Origin of the sequence: Pseudoclavibacter sp. VKM Ac-2888 (assembly GCF_015351285.1) — a bacterium.
GTDB lineage: Bacteria > Actinomycetota > Actinomycetes > Actinomycetales > Microbacteriaceae > Pseudoclavibacter.
In genome coordinates, this window is the sequence record NZ_JADKSM010000001.1 from 3,041,244 (window position 1) to 3,055,580 (window position 14,337).

The 14,337-nt window shown below is 70.4% G+C and carries 11 protein-coding genes; 8 read left to right on the top strand and 3 right to left on the bottom strand.

Annotated elements, in window-relative coordinates:
- Positions 1 to 831 precede the first annotated feature (831 nt).
- From ITJ61_RS14365 to ITJ61_RS14395, 7 genes are all read left to right on the top strand, one after another.
- Positions 832 to 1,515 carry a tyrosine-protein phosphatase gene (locus ITJ61_RS14365; RefSeq protein ID WP_323744369.1) on the top strand — a complete coding sequence of 228 codons (684 nt, stop codon included), beginning with the start codon at positions 832 to 834 and terminating at the stop codon, positions 1,513 to 1,515.
- Positions 1,512 to 2,453 (top strand): metallophosphoesterase family protein, encoded by a 942-nt coding sequence (locus ITJ61_RS14370; RefSeq protein ID WP_323744370.1) that lies wholly within the window; start codon positions 1,512 to 1,514, stop codon positions 2,451 to 2,453. The genes ITJ61_RS14365 and ITJ61_RS14370 overlap by 4 nt, the downstream gene beginning before the upstream one ends.
- Positions 2,450 to 3,493, top strand: coding sequence for an ABC transporter substrate-binding protein (locus tag ITJ61_RS14375; protein WP_194686515.1), 1,044 nt, complete (start codon positions 2,450 to 2,452; stop codon positions 3,491 to 3,493). Before ITJ61_RS14370 ends, ITJ61_RS14375 begins: the two co-directional genes overlap by 4 nt.
- A gap of 19 nt (positions 3,494 to 3,512) precedes the next feature.
- Positions 3,513 to 5,204 carry an ABC transporter permease gene (locus ITJ61_RS14380; RefSeq protein WP_194686516.1) on the top strand — a complete coding sequence of 564 codons (1,692 nt, stop codon included), beginning with the start codon at positions 3,513 to 3,515 and terminating at the stop codon, positions 5,202 to 5,204.
- A gap of 145 nt (positions 5,205 to 5,349) precedes the next feature.
- Complete coding sequence (locus tag ITJ61_RS20370) at positions 5,350 to 6,543, top strand: ABC transporter ATP-binding protein (protein ID WP_194686517.1); 1,194 nt, start codon at positions 5,350 to 5,352, stop codon at positions 6,541 to 6,543.
- Positions 6,540 to 7,076 carry a histidine phosphatase family protein gene (locus tag ITJ61_RS14390; protein ID WP_194686518.1) on the top strand — a complete coding sequence of 179 codons (537 nt, stop codon included), beginning with the start codon at positions 6,540 to 6,542 and terminating at the stop codon, positions 7,074 to 7,076. Before ITJ61_RS20370 ends, ITJ61_RS14390 begins: the two co-directional genes overlap by 4 nt.
- A gap of 73 nt (positions 7,077 to 7,149) precedes the next feature.
- Positions 7,150 to 8,283 carry an alpha/beta fold hydrolase gene (locus ITJ61_RS14395; RefSeq protein WP_323744371.1) on the top strand — a complete coding sequence of 378 codons (1,134 nt, stop codon included), beginning with the start codon at positions 7,150 to 7,152 and terminating at the stop codon, positions 8,281 to 8,283.
- A gap of 62 nt (positions 8,284 to 8,345) precedes the next feature.
- On the opposite strand, the gene ITJ61_RS14400 is transcribed toward ITJ61_RS14395, so the two are convergent.
- On the bottom strand, positions 8,346 to 8,978 hold the full coding sequence (locus ITJ61_RS14400) for a TetR/AcrR family transcriptional regulator (protein ID WP_104244553.1): 633 nt from the start codon (positions 8,976 to 8,978) through the stop codon (positions 8,346 to 8,348).
- A gap of 134 nt (positions 8,979 to 9,112) precedes the next feature.
- Here ITJ61_RS14400 and ITJ61_RS14405 point away from each other — a divergent pair, with 134 nt between their 5' ends.
- Entirely contained in the window at positions 9,113 to 11,665 is a 2,553-nt protein-coding gene (locus ITJ61_RS14405) for an MMPL family transporter (protein ID WP_194686519.1), read from the top strand.
- 135 nt (positions 11,666 to 11,800) lie between these two features.
- Here the strand turns inward: ITJ61_RS14405 and ITJ61_RS14410 are convergent, their stop codons facing one another.
- Both ITJ61_RS14410 and ITJ61_RS14415 read right to left on the bottom strand, forming a co-directional pair.
- Positions 11,801 to 12,436, bottom strand: a complete 636-nt coding sequence (locus ITJ61_RS14410) for a dihydrofolate reductase family protein (protein WP_194686520.1) — start codon at positions 12,434 to 12,436, stop codon at positions 11,801 to 11,803.
- A gap of 334 nt (positions 12,437 to 12,770) precedes the next feature.
- Positions 12,771 to 14,312 (bottom strand): HNH endonuclease signature motif containing protein, encoded by a 1,542-nt coding sequence (locus ITJ61_RS14415; protein WP_194686521.1) that lies wholly within the window; start codon positions 14,310 to 14,312, stop codon positions 12,771 to 12,773.
- Positions 14,313 to 14,337 lie beyond the last annotated feature (25 nt).

The window sequence follows — 14,337 nt, forward strand, 5'->3', positions numbered from 1 at the left end:
CCAAGGGGTGGAGTCGATGCGTGGAGTCGCTTCGTGCGGGGTTTTCACAACCGTGATGGGTTCTGCGGAGGCGCGTGCGGGGTTTCGGTGACTGGTGATGGGTAAAAACCCATCACGGATGCGAAAAGCCCGCACGGCCCGGGTGGCGGGGACGAGGACGCAGGCGGGGACGTGCCGGAGAGCGGGACGGGACGGGGATCAGGCTGCGCCGCGCCGGGTCGCGCCGGCTGGGTCATGGCGGCTGGGTCCCGAGGGGTGGAGCGGATGCGTGGAGTCGCTTCGTGCGGGGTTTTCGCCACCGTGATGGGTTCTGCGGAGGTGCGTGCGGGGTTTCGGTGACCGGTGATGGGTAAAAACCCATCACGGTTGCGAAAAGCCCGCACATCCCATTGGTTGTGGACGTGGACGTAGACGCAGACGGAAGCGGGGACGCGGACATGGACCTAGGCGGGGAGCAGCCCACGCCGCGCCGCCTGAAGCTGTGGAACCACGCCACGCCGCGCCGCGCCCGCATCGCGCCGCGCCCGCATCGCGCCGCGCCCGCATCGCGCCGCGCCCGCATCGCGCCGTCCCGCACCGCACCGCACCGAACCGCGCGCAACCTGACCGTTCTCTCACGCTTCCGCAGTCCAGCACCTGCACGCGCGGCGATCTGGCTGGTCATCCTCCGCCCCTCAGTCCCTTGCGCGCACTCGTCTCCCGGAGTTCATCCGCGCGCTCGACGCTCGTCACCGCGCGTTCACTCTCGCTCGTCACACTCCCGATGTAACAACGTTCCAGGCCCTGCGGAATCAATGTAACGGGCCGGATTCCACGCAACGGGAGGTGCTCGTGAGGGCAATCGAGATCGACGGGCTGTTCAACGCCCGCGCAGCCAGCACGACGTCACCCTGGATCGTTCGCGCCGGATCACCGGACGCGCTCGCCGCCGACGGCGAGGCCGCGCTGCGTGCGCTGGGCGTCTCGCTCATCCTCGACCTCCGCGAGCGCGCCGAGTCCGGCGAGCGCGCGCACGGTGTCCCGGTGCGCCAAGTGCCGCTGTACGGCAGCGAGCCCCCCGTTGCGGGTCGCCTCGAGGACATCTACGAGACGCTCCTCCGGGGGCGGGGAGGTGCGCTCGCCGAGGCCGTCGCGGTGCTCGCCAACGCGGAACGCGGTGTGCTCGTCCACTGCACTGCCGGCAAGGACCGCACCGGGCTCGTCGTCGCCCTGGCCCAGCTCGTGGGCGGTGCGAGCGAGGCCGACGTGGTGGCCGACTACGTGCTCTCCGGTGTCGAGGTTCGCTCCGTGCGCGAGCCGTACGCGCTCGCCGTCGCCGCCGCCTATCCCGCAGCCCAGCGGGACGAGATCCTCCGCCTGCACCTCGACAGCCCGCCGGAAGCCCTCGAGCATGCGCTCACCATCATCCGCGAGCTCGGTGGCGCCGAAGCGTACCTGCGCCGCCACGGACTCATCGACGAGCAGGTGCTCGCCCTGCGCAGCAAGGCCGCCCAGGCAGCCTCGGTTCGGTCGTGAGCGCTGACGTGCACGCGAGCACTGCGGCGAACGCGAACACCGACGTGAACGCAGGCACCGCGACGAACGCAGGCGCAGGTGCCGAGGCGACCGGCGCGGCACCGAACCGCACCACGGTGCTCCACCTGAGCGACGTCCACGCCACGGTCGGCGCACCCCTCTATGGGGCGGTCGACGGCATTCGACGGATGCACGCGGCCAGCGACTACGCGCAAGCGGCAGGCGTCACCCCGGAGGTCATCGTGATCAGCGGCGACCTCATCGAACGGCGCAACGAGGGCGCCTACCCGGCGCTTCGCGAGGCGCTCCTCGAGCTCGAAGCGGCGTGGGGCGTGCCAGTGCTCACGGTGCTCGGCAACCACGACGACCGGGACGCGGCGCGCATCCTGCCCGGGCATGCCCTGCCCGACGACACCCTGCCCAGAACTGCCGTGCCGCGGGCCGTGCACGTCGGCGAGTGGCGCTTCGTGCTGCTCGACTCGTCTCCCGGGCGCCTGGGCTCGGAGCAGCTCGCGTGGCTCGACGCGGAGCTCGCGCAGCCGTTCGGCTCCGGCTCGATCGTCGTCATGCACCACCCGCCGCTCGGGTCCCCGCTGCCGATGCTCGCCCGCGCCGGTCTCGGCGACGCAGCAGACTTCCTCGACATCGTCGAGGGCACCGACGTCCGGATGATCCTGTCCGGCCACTTCCACCATCCGCTCGCCGCCACGATGCGGGGCGTGCACGTCTCTGTCGGGCCTGCGCTCGCCTACCACCAGGTGATGGACGCAGAACCCGGCACGGTCAGCGGCTTCGACCGCTCGATGTTCTCGCTCGTGCACCTCACGCCGGACGGCGTCAGCGCCTCCAGCGTCACCGTCGAGCATCCCTCCCCGCTCTTCACCCTTAGCCCTTCCCCCGCAGACCCGCTCTCCCCTCGAACAGTTAGGTCATCATGAACTCCCTCCGCACCCCAGCCGCGCTCGCGGCCTTCGGCCTCGCCGGCGTCCTCCTCGCCGGCTGCGCGAGCTCCCCGAGCACCGCGGCGAGCGGCGACGCCAGCCCCTCGGCGGCATCCGCGCTCGAAGCCGCCACCATCACCCTCTACACGTCCGAGCCGCAGGAGAAGGCGGATGCGCTCGTCGCGGCGTTCGCCGAGATCCACCCGGAGGTCACGGTGGAGGTGTTCCGTGCCGGCACGGGCGACCTCACGACGCGTGTCGCGACCGAGCAGGCCTCGGGTGGCGTGCAGGCGGACGTGTTCCTCGCCGCCGACGCGGGCACCTTCGAGGACTACGCCGCCGACGAGCTGCTGCTGCAGTACTCGCCGACCGACGTCGAGTCGCTCAACCAGGACGTCGTCGACCCCGAGGGCTACTACACGGGCACGCGCATCATCCCGACCGTCATCGCCTACAACACGGGCCTCGTCACCGAGCCGCCGACGTCGTGGGCTGAGCTCACCGACGCCGAGTACGCGAACAAGCTCGTCATGCCGAACCCCGACGTGTCGGGCGCGGCCGCGTACAACGCCGCCGTGTGGCTCGACGAGCCGGCGCTCGGCGAGCAGTGGCTGACGGACCTCGCCGCGAACGAGCCCGTGATCGCCGACAGCAACGGCCCCGTCTCCCAGGCCATCGCGACGGGCGCGCAGCCCGTCGGGATCGTCGTCGACTACCTGGCCCGCGAGCTCGCCGCCCAGGGCTCGCCCATCGCCGTCTCCTACCCGACGGAGGGCGTGCCGTACGTGTCGCAGCCCGTCGGCATCTTCGCGAACACCGAGGAGGAGGCCGCCTCGAAGGCGTTCGTCGACTTCCTCGTGAGCGCGGAGGGCCAGGAGCTCGCCGTCAGCCAGTCGTACCTGCCGGTGCGCGCCGACGTCGGAACCCCGGAGGGTGCCCCGGCGATGGATGAGATCACGATCCTCTCCCCGGAGCTCGAGACCATCCGCGCCAGCCAGGACGCCGCGGTCGAGAAGTTCCGCACGCTGTTCCTGTAGCGAGCACGCTGTCCCTCTCATGAGCACACTCGCAACAACACCCGGGAGCGGTGCCGCTGTCAGCAGCGGCACCGCCTCCGCGGCGCCCCGCAGCTCGGGCCGGGCCACGCTCGACGGGGTGCACGGGCTGTCGCTGGCGCTCTGGGTCGCCGTCGCCGCGGTTGTCCTCGTGCCCATCGGCGCGATCCTCGTGCTCGCGGCCGGCGGGTCCCAGCTGCACGTCCTCTGGCAGGCCGACGTCGTCGAGGCCGCGACGAACAGCCTCGTCTCGGCGGGCGCATCCGCGCTCGGTGCCGTCGCGGTCGGCACGGCGCTCGCGGTGCTGCTCGATCGCACCGACCTCGCCGGCCGTCGCGGCCTGCGTCTCCTCGCGCTCACGCCGCTGCTCGTGCCGCCGTTCGTGGGCGCGATCGCGTGGCTCGGTATCGCGGGCCCGACGAGCCCCGTGAACCTGTGGTGGACGCAGGCGTTCGGCGGCCCGCTCTGGTCGATCTACGGCGCTGACGGAGTCATCCTGCTCCTCACGGTGCACAGCTACCCGATCGCGATGCTCATCGTCTCGGCTGCCCTGCGCCGGGTGCCGTCCGACCTCGAGCAGGCGGCGCGCATCGCCGGGGCCAGCCCGGCACGCAGCGTCTTCACGATCACGGTGCCGCTCCTGCGGCCCGCACTGCTGTCGTCGTTCGTGCTCATCGCCGTCGGCAACCTCGCCGACTTCGGGATCCCCTCCATCATCGGCCTCCCCGAGCAGTACACGACCCTCGCGACGCTCGTCTACCGCTACCTGCAGTCGGGCACCGTGGATGAGCCGCTCGCGGTCGTCGCGACCATCGGGGTCGTCCTGCTGGTGCTCGCCCTCGCGGCGCTTGTCGTCGACTTCGTCATCGGCAGGAGTCGCTGGGAGCTCGACTCGTCGTCGTCGGCGCCGCAGCTCCTGCCGCTCGGGCGGGGGCGCGTCCCCACTTCCGTGGTGACGTGGGTGCTTGTGCTCACCGTCACGGTGCTGCCGCTGCTCGCCCTGCTGCAGCAGTCGCTGCTCCGAGCGCCCGGCCTCGCCTTCACCCCGGAGAACCTGACTCTCGACAACGTCGTGAAGGCCGTGACCTCGGCCAACGCGGTCAAGGGGGCCACGAACTCGGTGATGCTGGCGGTGATCGCGGGCCTCATCTGCGGGCTCCTCGGCCTCGGCATCGCGGTGCTCGCCACTCGAACGCGGATGCGCGGCAGCGGCCCGCTTCGGGCGCTCGCCATGCTGCCGCAGGCGGTTCCCGGCATCGTCATCGCCGTCGCGTGGCTCGTGCTCGCGCCGCACATCGGCCTGTTCAACACGCCGTGGCTCATCCTGTGCGCCTACATCACGTCGTTCACGGCGCTGGTCGTGCAGGCCGTGGCGGCGCCGCTCGCGAGCACCCCGGCGAGTGCCGAGGAGGCCGCGAGGATCGGCGGAGCCGGGCGGATGCGCGCCCTCTTCGACATCTCGAGCCGCATGGCGGCGCCCGCCGCGATCTCCGGGGCAGTGCTCGTCGCCGTGACCGCGGTGCGCGAGCTGACGCTCTCCGTGCTGCTCCTCTCACCGGGGTCGCAGACCCTCGGCGTCGCGATCTTCAACCTGCAGCAGGCCGGGGCATTCAACACGGCGGCCGCGCTGTCGCTCATCGTGGCGCTCCTCGGAGTCGCCGTCATCGGCATCGCCACGCGGGCGCCGAAGTAGCACCGCTCGGTCTCGCTGACTCCTGCCTCGATCGCGCCTGACTCGCTGACCCCTGCCTCGCTCATCCCTCGCTCCAGTCCGTGCCGGCTGCGCTCCCAGCGCCAGCCGCTCTCCCGTCCCGTTCGATCTCCCAGAAGGGCACCCCGTGGCATCCGTCACCCTCGACTCAGTCTCCGTCCGCTTCCCGAGCGGCACCGTCGGCCTCGACGACATCGACCTCGCGCTGCGTGACGGCGAGTTCCTCGCGCTCGTCGGGCCCTCGGGGTCGGGCAAGACAACGCTCCTGCGCACGATCGCGGGGTTCCAGGCGCCCACCACGGGGCAGGTGAGCATCGGCGATCGGGTGGTTGCGGGGTCCGGGGCGACGGTGCCGCCGGAGGCCCGCGAGCTCGGCATGGTGTTCCAGCAGCACGCCGTGTGGCCGCACTGGAACGTCGGACGCAACGTCGACTATCCGCTGCGCCGCGCGCGAGTCGAGAAGGCGGAGCGCATCCGCCGCGTCGACGAGGTGCTCGACATGGTGGGGCTCACGGGGTTCGCGAAGCGCAACCCGGCGACGCTCTCCGGCGGGCAGCGGCAGCGTGTGGCGATCGCGCGCGCACTCGTGGCGCGACCGCGGGTGCTGCTGCTCGACGAGGCGCTGTCCGCGCTGGACGAGCCGCTGCGGGACAGTCTCCGGCTCGAGCTGCACACCCTCACGCGTGAGCTCGGCCTGACGGTGGTGCACGTCACCCACGACCGCTCCGAGGCCCTCGCCCTCGCCGACCGGGTGGCCGTGCTCGACGGTGGGCGCATCCAGCAGCTCGGCACGCCGGAGGAGCTCGTCACGCGGCCCGCCTCGCCGTTCATCGCGAAGTTCCTCTCCGACGCGACGATCGTCGACGGCGCGATGGTCTCTGGTGCGGCCGGGTTCGCTGCGGATGCACACCCGCTGCGCGTGGAGCAGGCTCGGCTCGACTTCGGGGAGCGGGGCAGTGAGAGTGCGGTGCAGGCGGCCATCCTCCCGAGCGATGTCGAGGTAGAGGTGCAGGTCGAGGTCCAGGGGGCCGAGGCCGGCCGAGACGATGCTGCCCTCGCGACGGTCAGGTCGGCGCTCTTCACCACGGAAGGCAGCGACCTCGTGCTCGACTGGGCCGGCCTGCGGCTGCGTGCGCGGACGCGCGGAGTTCGCCCCAGGGTCGGCGACCTGGTCGTCGTGCGTATCGCGCGGGCCCGCGTCTACGGCGTAGCCCCGGAGCCTGCTGCCGCCGACCCCGGCGCCAGCACGGACGCTCGCTCGGATGCTCGAACTTCCGCCGACGGCACGCTCGCCGGCACGTTCGCGCGGACCTCAGCGTGACGCTCGCACTCGTGCGGCATGGCCGCACCGCCTGGAACCTGGAGCGTCGGCTGCAGGGGCGCAGCGATATCGCGCTCGACGCGCATGGCGAACTGCAGGCGCACGCCGCCGGTCGGCTCCTGGCGCGGGCGCGGTGGGGGAGCGTGATCACGTCTCCGCTGACGCGCGCGGCGCAGACGGCGGCGATCGTCGGCTCGCACCTCGGCGTTCCCGAACCCGCGGTCGAGCCCGGACTGCTCGAGCGCGACTTCGGTCGGGCTGAGGGGATGCGGGTGGCTGAGGCCGCCGAGCGCTGGCCGGGCGGGGACTACCCCGGTTCGGAGACGGCGGCGCAGCTCGCGGAACGGGCGGGCGAGGCCCTCACTGCCCTGCTCGGGGCTCCCGGCACTGCGGTTGTCGTGAGCCACGGCGTCTTCCTCCGGGCAGGGATCGAAGCTGTCACCGGGGCGACGTGCCCGCGCATCCTGAACGGGCAGGTGGTGCTGCTCGAGCCGACGGCCGGTCGGCCGACGGCGCGCTTCCTCGGGGAATAGCTCGAACCTCGGCGACAGCTCGCCCCCGTCGCCCTGACGATCGGGTCACGGTGCCCTGGTTACAGTGGATTCCGTGGCCCACGACTCTGCAGCGACCTCCGCCCGCGATCACATGCGGAAGCGCGTCGATGTCCGGTACATCCGCCACGGCGAGGTCCGCGCGCGCGTCTCGACGATCGGCGCCGACGGCGACCGCGCCTTCGTGCTCATCGCGGGCATCGGCGTCGCCTCGAACTACTACGAGAACCTCGCTCCCGGCCTCGGCGAGTTCGGGCCAGTCCACGCCCTCGACCTGCCGGGGTTCGCGGGCGTCCCGTACCCGAAGCGGCCCATGAGCATCCAGCGGTACGCGGCCGTGGTCGGCACCGTCATCGACGAGCTCGGACTCGAGGACCCCGTGCTCGTCGGCCACTCGATGGGAACGCAGGTGGTGTCCGAGCTGGCCTCGCAGCGGCCCGAGCTGAGCACGGTCGTGCTCATCGGGCCCGTCACGAACCCGCGCGAGCGGTCGCTCCCCAAGCTCGCGTTCCGCTTCCTCGAGTCGTCCGCGCGCGAGCCGTTCCGTGTGGCGATGCTCGCCACGGGCGCGTACCTGCTGTGCGGGTTCCGCTGGTTCTCCGCCGTGCTGCCGCGGATGATGCGCTACCGGATCGAGGACGTCCTGCCGCGCATCCAGGCCCACACGCTGCTCATCCGGGGCGAGCACGACTCGCTCGTGCCGCGCCAGTGGCTGCGCGACATGGAAGGCCTCCTGCCTCACGCCTCCACGTGGGAGATCGAGGGTGCCGCGCACTCCGTCATGTACGACCACGCGAAGGGTGTCGCGGAGCTCTGCGTCGACCATGCCAGGGACCCCTTCGACACCCGCGGAGCCGACGGAGCGGGGCGAAGCGGGACGGCTGCGCCCGCCGGTGAGGGTGACGCCGGTTCCGTCGTCGACGCCGAGGCCGCCGCAGCGGCGGCCGCCGGCGAACTCGTGCAGCTCGCCGACGAGGATGCCCGCAACCGTCGAGTGCACGTCACCCCGCGCCTCGTGCTGCAGGTGCTGCGCTCGCGGTGGAACGAGTTCTTCGCGAGCGCGGACAACCGCCCGCGGGACATCGCGGAAGCCAAGACCGAGCACTTCCGGGCGCAGGTGGAAGCGTTCCGCGACGCCGAGCTGCGCGAGGTGCGCGACGAGCGCGAGACTGGCCAGCCGACGCGTTGACCCGCGTTCCGGCGCCGGTGCCTGGGTCTGGGTCTGGGTCTCGGGTTGGGACTACGCGAGCGTCAGGCCCCGGTGCGCCCCGTCGGCTGGGCGGGTCCGAGCACGGCGTCCAGGAGTCGCTGGATGCTGGCCTCGCTCGACTCGGTCCTGCTCAGGGCTCGGAGCAGGAGCGCGCCGATGATGGCTTCGCCGATCTCCTCGAGGCGCGCATCCGGTGCCAGCTGGCCGTGCGCGATGGCGATCTGGAAGCGTTCCGTGAGGGATCGGCTGGCGCCGAGACTCTCGTGGAGTCGCCTGCCGATGTCCTCGTTCTCGACGGATGCGGCGATGAGCGAGCGCACGAGCAGCTCGCCCTGTGGTTGGCCGAGGAGCGCGAGGACTGCGCCGAGCCAGGCGGTGAGGTCGTCCCGAAGCTCGCCCGTGTTGGGCACGGTGAAGCGGTTGGGGAAGAGCTGCCCCTGGAGGAGGCAGTCGGAGACGAGGGCTCCCTTGGAGGGCCACCAGCGGTAGATGGTCTGCTTCGAGACGCCGGCCTCCGAGGCGACTCCCTCCATGGTGAGGCGCTCGTAGCCGCGTTCGGCGAAGAGCTTCGACGTGGCTTCGAGGACCGCGACGCGGGCGGCCTCGCTGCGCACCGGGCCCTGCTTGTGGCCGGTGGTCGCGCGTTCCTCGACACCGGCGTCTCGCTCTGACATGACGGCCATCATATTCACAAACTGAGTAGACGAGACGTTGCGTATGATCTAGGGCGGCGCCCCTCGAGCAGTCGGGTCGGTTCGGGCGCCGCAACGAGCGTGCGCGCATGATCCTGCGCGTCGAGAGGATGCTGATGGCCGAACTGCTGTACCGCCTGGGGACCTTCGCGACCCGCCGAGTTTGGGTTGTCGTGGGGGCGTGGCTGGTGATCCTGGGGCTCGCCGTCGGCGGGTTCCTCATCGGCTTCAAGGGGCTCTCGTCGAGCTTCGACGTGCCTGGCACGGCCTCGGGTGAGGTCATCTCGGAACTCGAGGAGCAGCTGCCGGCGTTCGCAGGCGCATCCGGCACCGTCGTGTACTCCACGGAGGACGGGTCGGCGCTGACGGAGGCGCAGCGGGCTGACATCAGCTCCGTGATCGCCGACCGTGGCGACCTCACCGACGTGGCCGATGTCATCGACCCGTTCTCGGCGACGGCCGAGCTGGAGGGCCAGGCGGCGCAGGTCGAGAGCGGCCGCACGCAGATCGCCGACGGGCAGGCGCAGCTCGACGCGGGCCAGGCGCAGCTCGACGGCGGCAAGGCGCAGCTCGACGCGGCGCAGGCGCAACTGGATGCGGCGAAGCAGCAGCTCGAGGCGGCCGGGAACCCGGCGGCGCAGCTCGAGGCGCTCGAGGCTCAGCAGGCGCAGCTCGACACGCAGGTGCAGGCGATCGTCGATCAGCAGGCCACTCTGGATGCGTCGCAGGCTGAGATCGACACGCAGCTGCAGCAGCTGGAGAACGGCGCGAAGCTCGTCGATCTCTCGGATGGCATCAGCCTCGTCTCGGAGGATGGCTCGACGGCGATCGTCAACGTCTCGTTCACGGAGCCTCGCCTCGAGTTGAGCGAGGACGCGAAGCAGGGCGTCATCGAGTACTTCGAAGCGCACCCCGTCGACGGGGTGAACGTGGCGTTCTCGACGGATATCGCGCAGAGCGTCCCGCAGATCTTCGGCATCGGCGAGGCGATCGGCCTCGTGTTCGCGGCCATCGTGCTGCTCGTGCTGCTCGGGTCGGCGCTCGCCGCATCCCTGCCGATCCTGACGGCGCTCGTGGGCGTCGCGATCGGCGTCGTCAGCGTGCTCGCGTTCTCCGGCGTCGTGCAGATGGCGTCGGTCACCCCTGTCCTGGGCATCATGCTGGGGCTCGCGGTCGGCATCGACTACTCGCTGTTCATCGTGAACCGGCACCGCAAGCAGCTCATGCAGGGCATGGACGTGCGCGAGTCGATCGGGCTCGCGAACGGCACCGCCGGCAACGCGGTCGTGTTCGCCGGTGCGACGGTCATCGTGGCCCTCCTCGCCTTGAACGTGACGGGCATCCCCTTCCTCGGCCTCATGGGCACGGCTGGCGCGGTGTGCGTCCTGATCGCGGTGCTCATCGCCGTCACCCTCACGCCGGCGCTGCTGGGAAAGCTCGGGATGCGGGTGCTGAACAAGCGCAGGCGGGCGCACATCCGCAAGCTGCACGGCACCGGCCCGGAAGGGGCGGCGACCGGCGGTGTCGGCGTCGTGACGGGTCAGGTGCGGGCAGCTCACGCCCAACCGTTGAAGGCCATGCCGACGTGGCGGGCCATCGTGACGGTGCTCGCCGGGGTTGCGGTGCTGCTGACGGTCGCGATTCCCGCGCTTTCGATGCGGGTCGGCCTGCCCGACGGTTCGTCGGAGCCTGAGGAGTCGGCGTCGTACCAGGCGTTCACGATCACCGAGGAGCAGTTCGGGGCCGGCGCGACCGGTCCGCTGCTGGTCACGGCCACGCTTCCCGAGGGGCTCGACGATGCGGGTGTGCTCGACAAGCAGGTGCTCGTCGGCGAGAAGCTCGCCTCGCTCGACGACGTCACCGCGGTCGCCCCGATCGGCGTCTCGGACAACAAAAGCCTCACGGCGTTCCAGGTGATCCCGGCGGAGGGGCCGAACAGCGTCTCCACCGAGCAGCTCGTCGGCGAGCTCCGCGCTCTGCCCGAGATCGAAGACGGCATCACGCTCGGCGTCGCCGGGCAGGCGGCCATCAACATCGACATCTCCGAGGGACTCAACTCGGTGCTGCCCCTCTACATCGCGCTCGTCGTGGGCCTGTCGCTGCTCATCATGATTCTCGTGTTCCGGTCGATCCTCGTGCCGCTCATCGCGACGGGCGGGTTCATCCTGTCGCTGTTCGCGACCTACGGGGCCGTGGTCGCGGTCTTCCAGTGGGGGTGGTTCGCGGACCTCATCGGCTTGCACGCGACAGGCCCGATCCTGAGCTTCCTGCCGGTCATCCTCGTCGGCATCCTCTTCGGACTCGCCATGGACTACCAGCTGTTCCTCGCCTCCGGGATGCGTGAGGCGTACGTGCACGGGGCGGAGGCACGGGTCGCTGTCGTGCAGGGCTTCCGGGCCGGCCGAGCCGTCGTGGTCGCCGCGGCGCTCATCATGGTGTCCGTGTTCGGCGGGTTCGTGTTCGCCGAATCGACCATGATCCGGTCCATCGGGTTCGGGCTCGCGTTCGGCGTGCTCCTCGACGCGTTCATCGTGCGCATGCTCATCATGCCGTCGCTCATGCACCTCCTCGGGAAGTCAGCCTGGTGGCTGCCGAAGTGGCTCGACAAGATCATGCCCAACGTTGATGTCGAAGGCGCCGCGCTGGAACGCAAGCACCCCGCGCACTAGCGGGACAGGTTCACGCACCGAGCTGCTACCCCGCACGCTGACGTTGAAAACGTCGGCGTTGCGGGGTCGCGGCGTCGCGTGAGGCAGCTGTCGATGGCGTGGTCGTGGTTGTGGTTGTGGCTACGGGCGTGGGCTTCAGCGCTCGCGCAGTGCCTCGTCCATGTCGGCCGTCTCAACGGGGCTGCCCGGGCCGTACTTGAGCAGCACGCATCCGCGCCCCGATGCGACGGGCGGTTCGAGGAGGCTCAGCCCGAGCGGTGGTCCATCGTCCGGGAAGAGTCGCTTTCCTGCGCCCAGGACCACCGGATACACCCACAGGTTCAGCACGTCGAAGAGCCCCTCCCGCACCAGCGTCTGGGCGAAGTCGACGCTCCCGATCACGTGGATGCTGTTGTGGCGGTCCCGGAGGGCGGACACCTCCGCCGCAAGATCGGCGCCCACACGATGCGATTCCGCCCAGGGCAAGTCGGGGGTGCCGCGGGACGCCACGTACTTCGGGATCCTGTTGAAGACCGCGGCGATGCCATCGGACGGGCCATCCGCGTAGCGCGGCCAGTACGCCGCGAAGATGTCGTACGTCTTGCGGCCCAGCAGCAGCGCATCCATGGTCCGCACACCACTCTCGACCTGCTCGCCCTCCGCCTCGTCCATGAGCGGCGCCTGCCAACCCCCGAACCTGAACCCACCCGCCGGATCCTCCTCCGGCCCGCCCGGTGCCTGCTGCACCCCATCCAGGGTCGTGAAGAGGTCGATGATGATCTGACCGGCCATGGCGTCTCCTTTGATCGCAGGTGTGGTCGCCCTGAATTCGCTGAAGCCGTCGAGTTGGCTCAGCCCAGTGAGTTGACTGAGCTCAGTGAATTGACTCAGCTCAGTGAATTGACTCAGCCGTCTCCTTGGTCAACGTCGTCGGCCTGCTCGATCTTGCGGACGTTGGAGAAGCCGCGGGTGTCATCGCGCTCGTTTCTCCCTCAATGTACGACGAGCTCCAAAGCTCCTCCATGCGAGCCAGGTGGGAATCCGAGGGGCGCTCAGGGACAACAGATGGGATGGGCGCCTGGCTCGGTCACGAGGGAGCGTCGGGTCTCAGGCGAGCCAGCCGGGCTCAGAAGGGCGGCGGATCGTCCGACGAATCCGAACGTTCTCCCCGAGAGCTCTCGGCGTGCATCTGGTCGCCACCTCCCTCGTCGCCCCGTTGCCCGGTTGGATGAAATTCAGGTTGATCCCGACGCGACGACCCCGACTCGATGGCCGCCTTCTTCGCCGCGCGCTCCCTCCTGAACTCCTCGAGGAAGCCAAGCTTCGGGAACCGCGACCGCAGGTCGTCCTCGTCCTCGTGCCTGTCCTTGTCCTCGTCCTCGTGCCTGTCCTCGTCCCTGTCTTCGCGCTCGCACTCGTGTTCCCCTGGGCAGTGCTGGTGGCGAGCGTGGATCGGGTCGCGAACGTCGCTGACGTCGCCCACTTGTGCTGCGTCGCCCGCGTCCTCAAGGTCGCCGCCACCACCACCAACCTCCTCAAGGTCGCCGCCACCGACCGCGCGCTGAGCAGCGGCGGTGTCGTCGGCGCGGCCAGAGCTGCGTGAGTCGCCGAGGCCCGGAGCAGTCGACGGGAGGGCGACTTGGCCGCCGCTGTCGGTACTGGGTTGGGTGGCGCTCGACTGCTCGCCGCGGTCAGGGTTCGAAAGTGCGGTGAGCCGGCCGAACAGCACTGGGGCGTCGCGGAAGACGAAACCGCTAGGAGATCGCCACTCGTAGACGCCATCGGGCAGCTGTCGTACCTCCCAATCACCGTGGTGCTTGCCCGTGTGGTGGCCTCCACAGAGGTGGCCGAGGTTCGCAAGACTCGTCGGGCCGCCCTCCTCCCAGGCCTTCGTGTGGTCGATATCGCAGCGGCTCGCCGGCATCATGCATCCCACGAAACGGCAGCGACCATCGCGGACAGCGATTCGGCGGCGCATCGCACTCGTCGGCCGGTACGTATCGACCTCGACCAGCGTGCCCTTGAGGGGATCCGTGAAGATGCGCTCGAACTCGGGCGCCGCGTCGATGAGGCGCCGCACCTCCGCAGTCGGAACAGGGGTGTAGCCGTTCAGAAGGCCAGGACCGGGGTTCCCCCGGCGTGCAGCATCTCCGCGGTCTGTGCGGTCGGGGCTGCCTGGGCTGCCTGTCCGGGCTGCGCCGGCTGTGCCGTCGGTGCCGGCTGTGCCGTCTGCGCCGTCCGTGCTGGCTGCGCCGTCCGTGCTGGCTGCGGCGTCTCTACCGACTCTGTACCCGGTGGGTGCGAGCAGCGTCTCAGCCGGAATGACGATCGAGATCTTTGCCTTGATCGGAGCCCTGCCCCGCAACTCCTCCGGCGTCGTGCGAAGGAAGCTGTCGGAGAGCACATCCGCGCGCACCTCGTCCAGCGAACGGGGCTCAAAATGCGGATCGTCGCCTCTGCTCCCGGCGTCCAGCGCACTGGCTGGCTCACTATCGCAACCATCGGCGTGGCCGTTGGCAGGACCTTGGGGGTCTCCGTTGGCTCGCGCCTCGTCTTGACCGTCGGCGTCGTTGCCGGTCGGGTGCGCGTCGGCGCGTTCCTTTGCGGCCCGTCGCTCGCCGTCGCTGATGACGAGCGCCTGCCTTGTCGTCCGGTCGAAGATCGCCACGAGCTTCGCGTAGGAGTCGATGACC

What these genes read in the sequence shown, in the direction of transcription:
- ITJ61_RS14375 (WP_194686515.1), top strand. Translation starts at nt 2,450, where the DNA reads ATGAACTCCCTCCGCACCCCAGCCGCGCTCGCGGCCTTCGGCCTCGCC.
- ITJ61_RS14405 (WP_194686519.1), top strand. Translation starts at nt 9,113, where the DNA reads ATGGCCGAACTGCTGTACCGCCTGGGGACCTTCGCGACCCGCCGAGTT.
- ITJ61_RS14410 (WP_194686520.1), bottom strand. Translation starts at nt 12,436, where the DNA reads ATGGCCGGTCAGATCATCATCGACCTCTTCACGACCCTGGATGGGGTG.
- ITJ61_RS14380 (WP_194686516.1), top strand. Translation starts at nt 3,513, where the DNA reads ATGAGCACACTCGCAACAACACCCGGGAGCGGTGCCGCTGTCAGCAGC.
- ITJ61_RS14400 (WP_104244553.1), bottom strand. Translation starts at nt 8,978, where the DNA reads ATGTCAGAGCGAGACGCCGGTGTCGAGGAACGCGCGACCACCGGCCAC.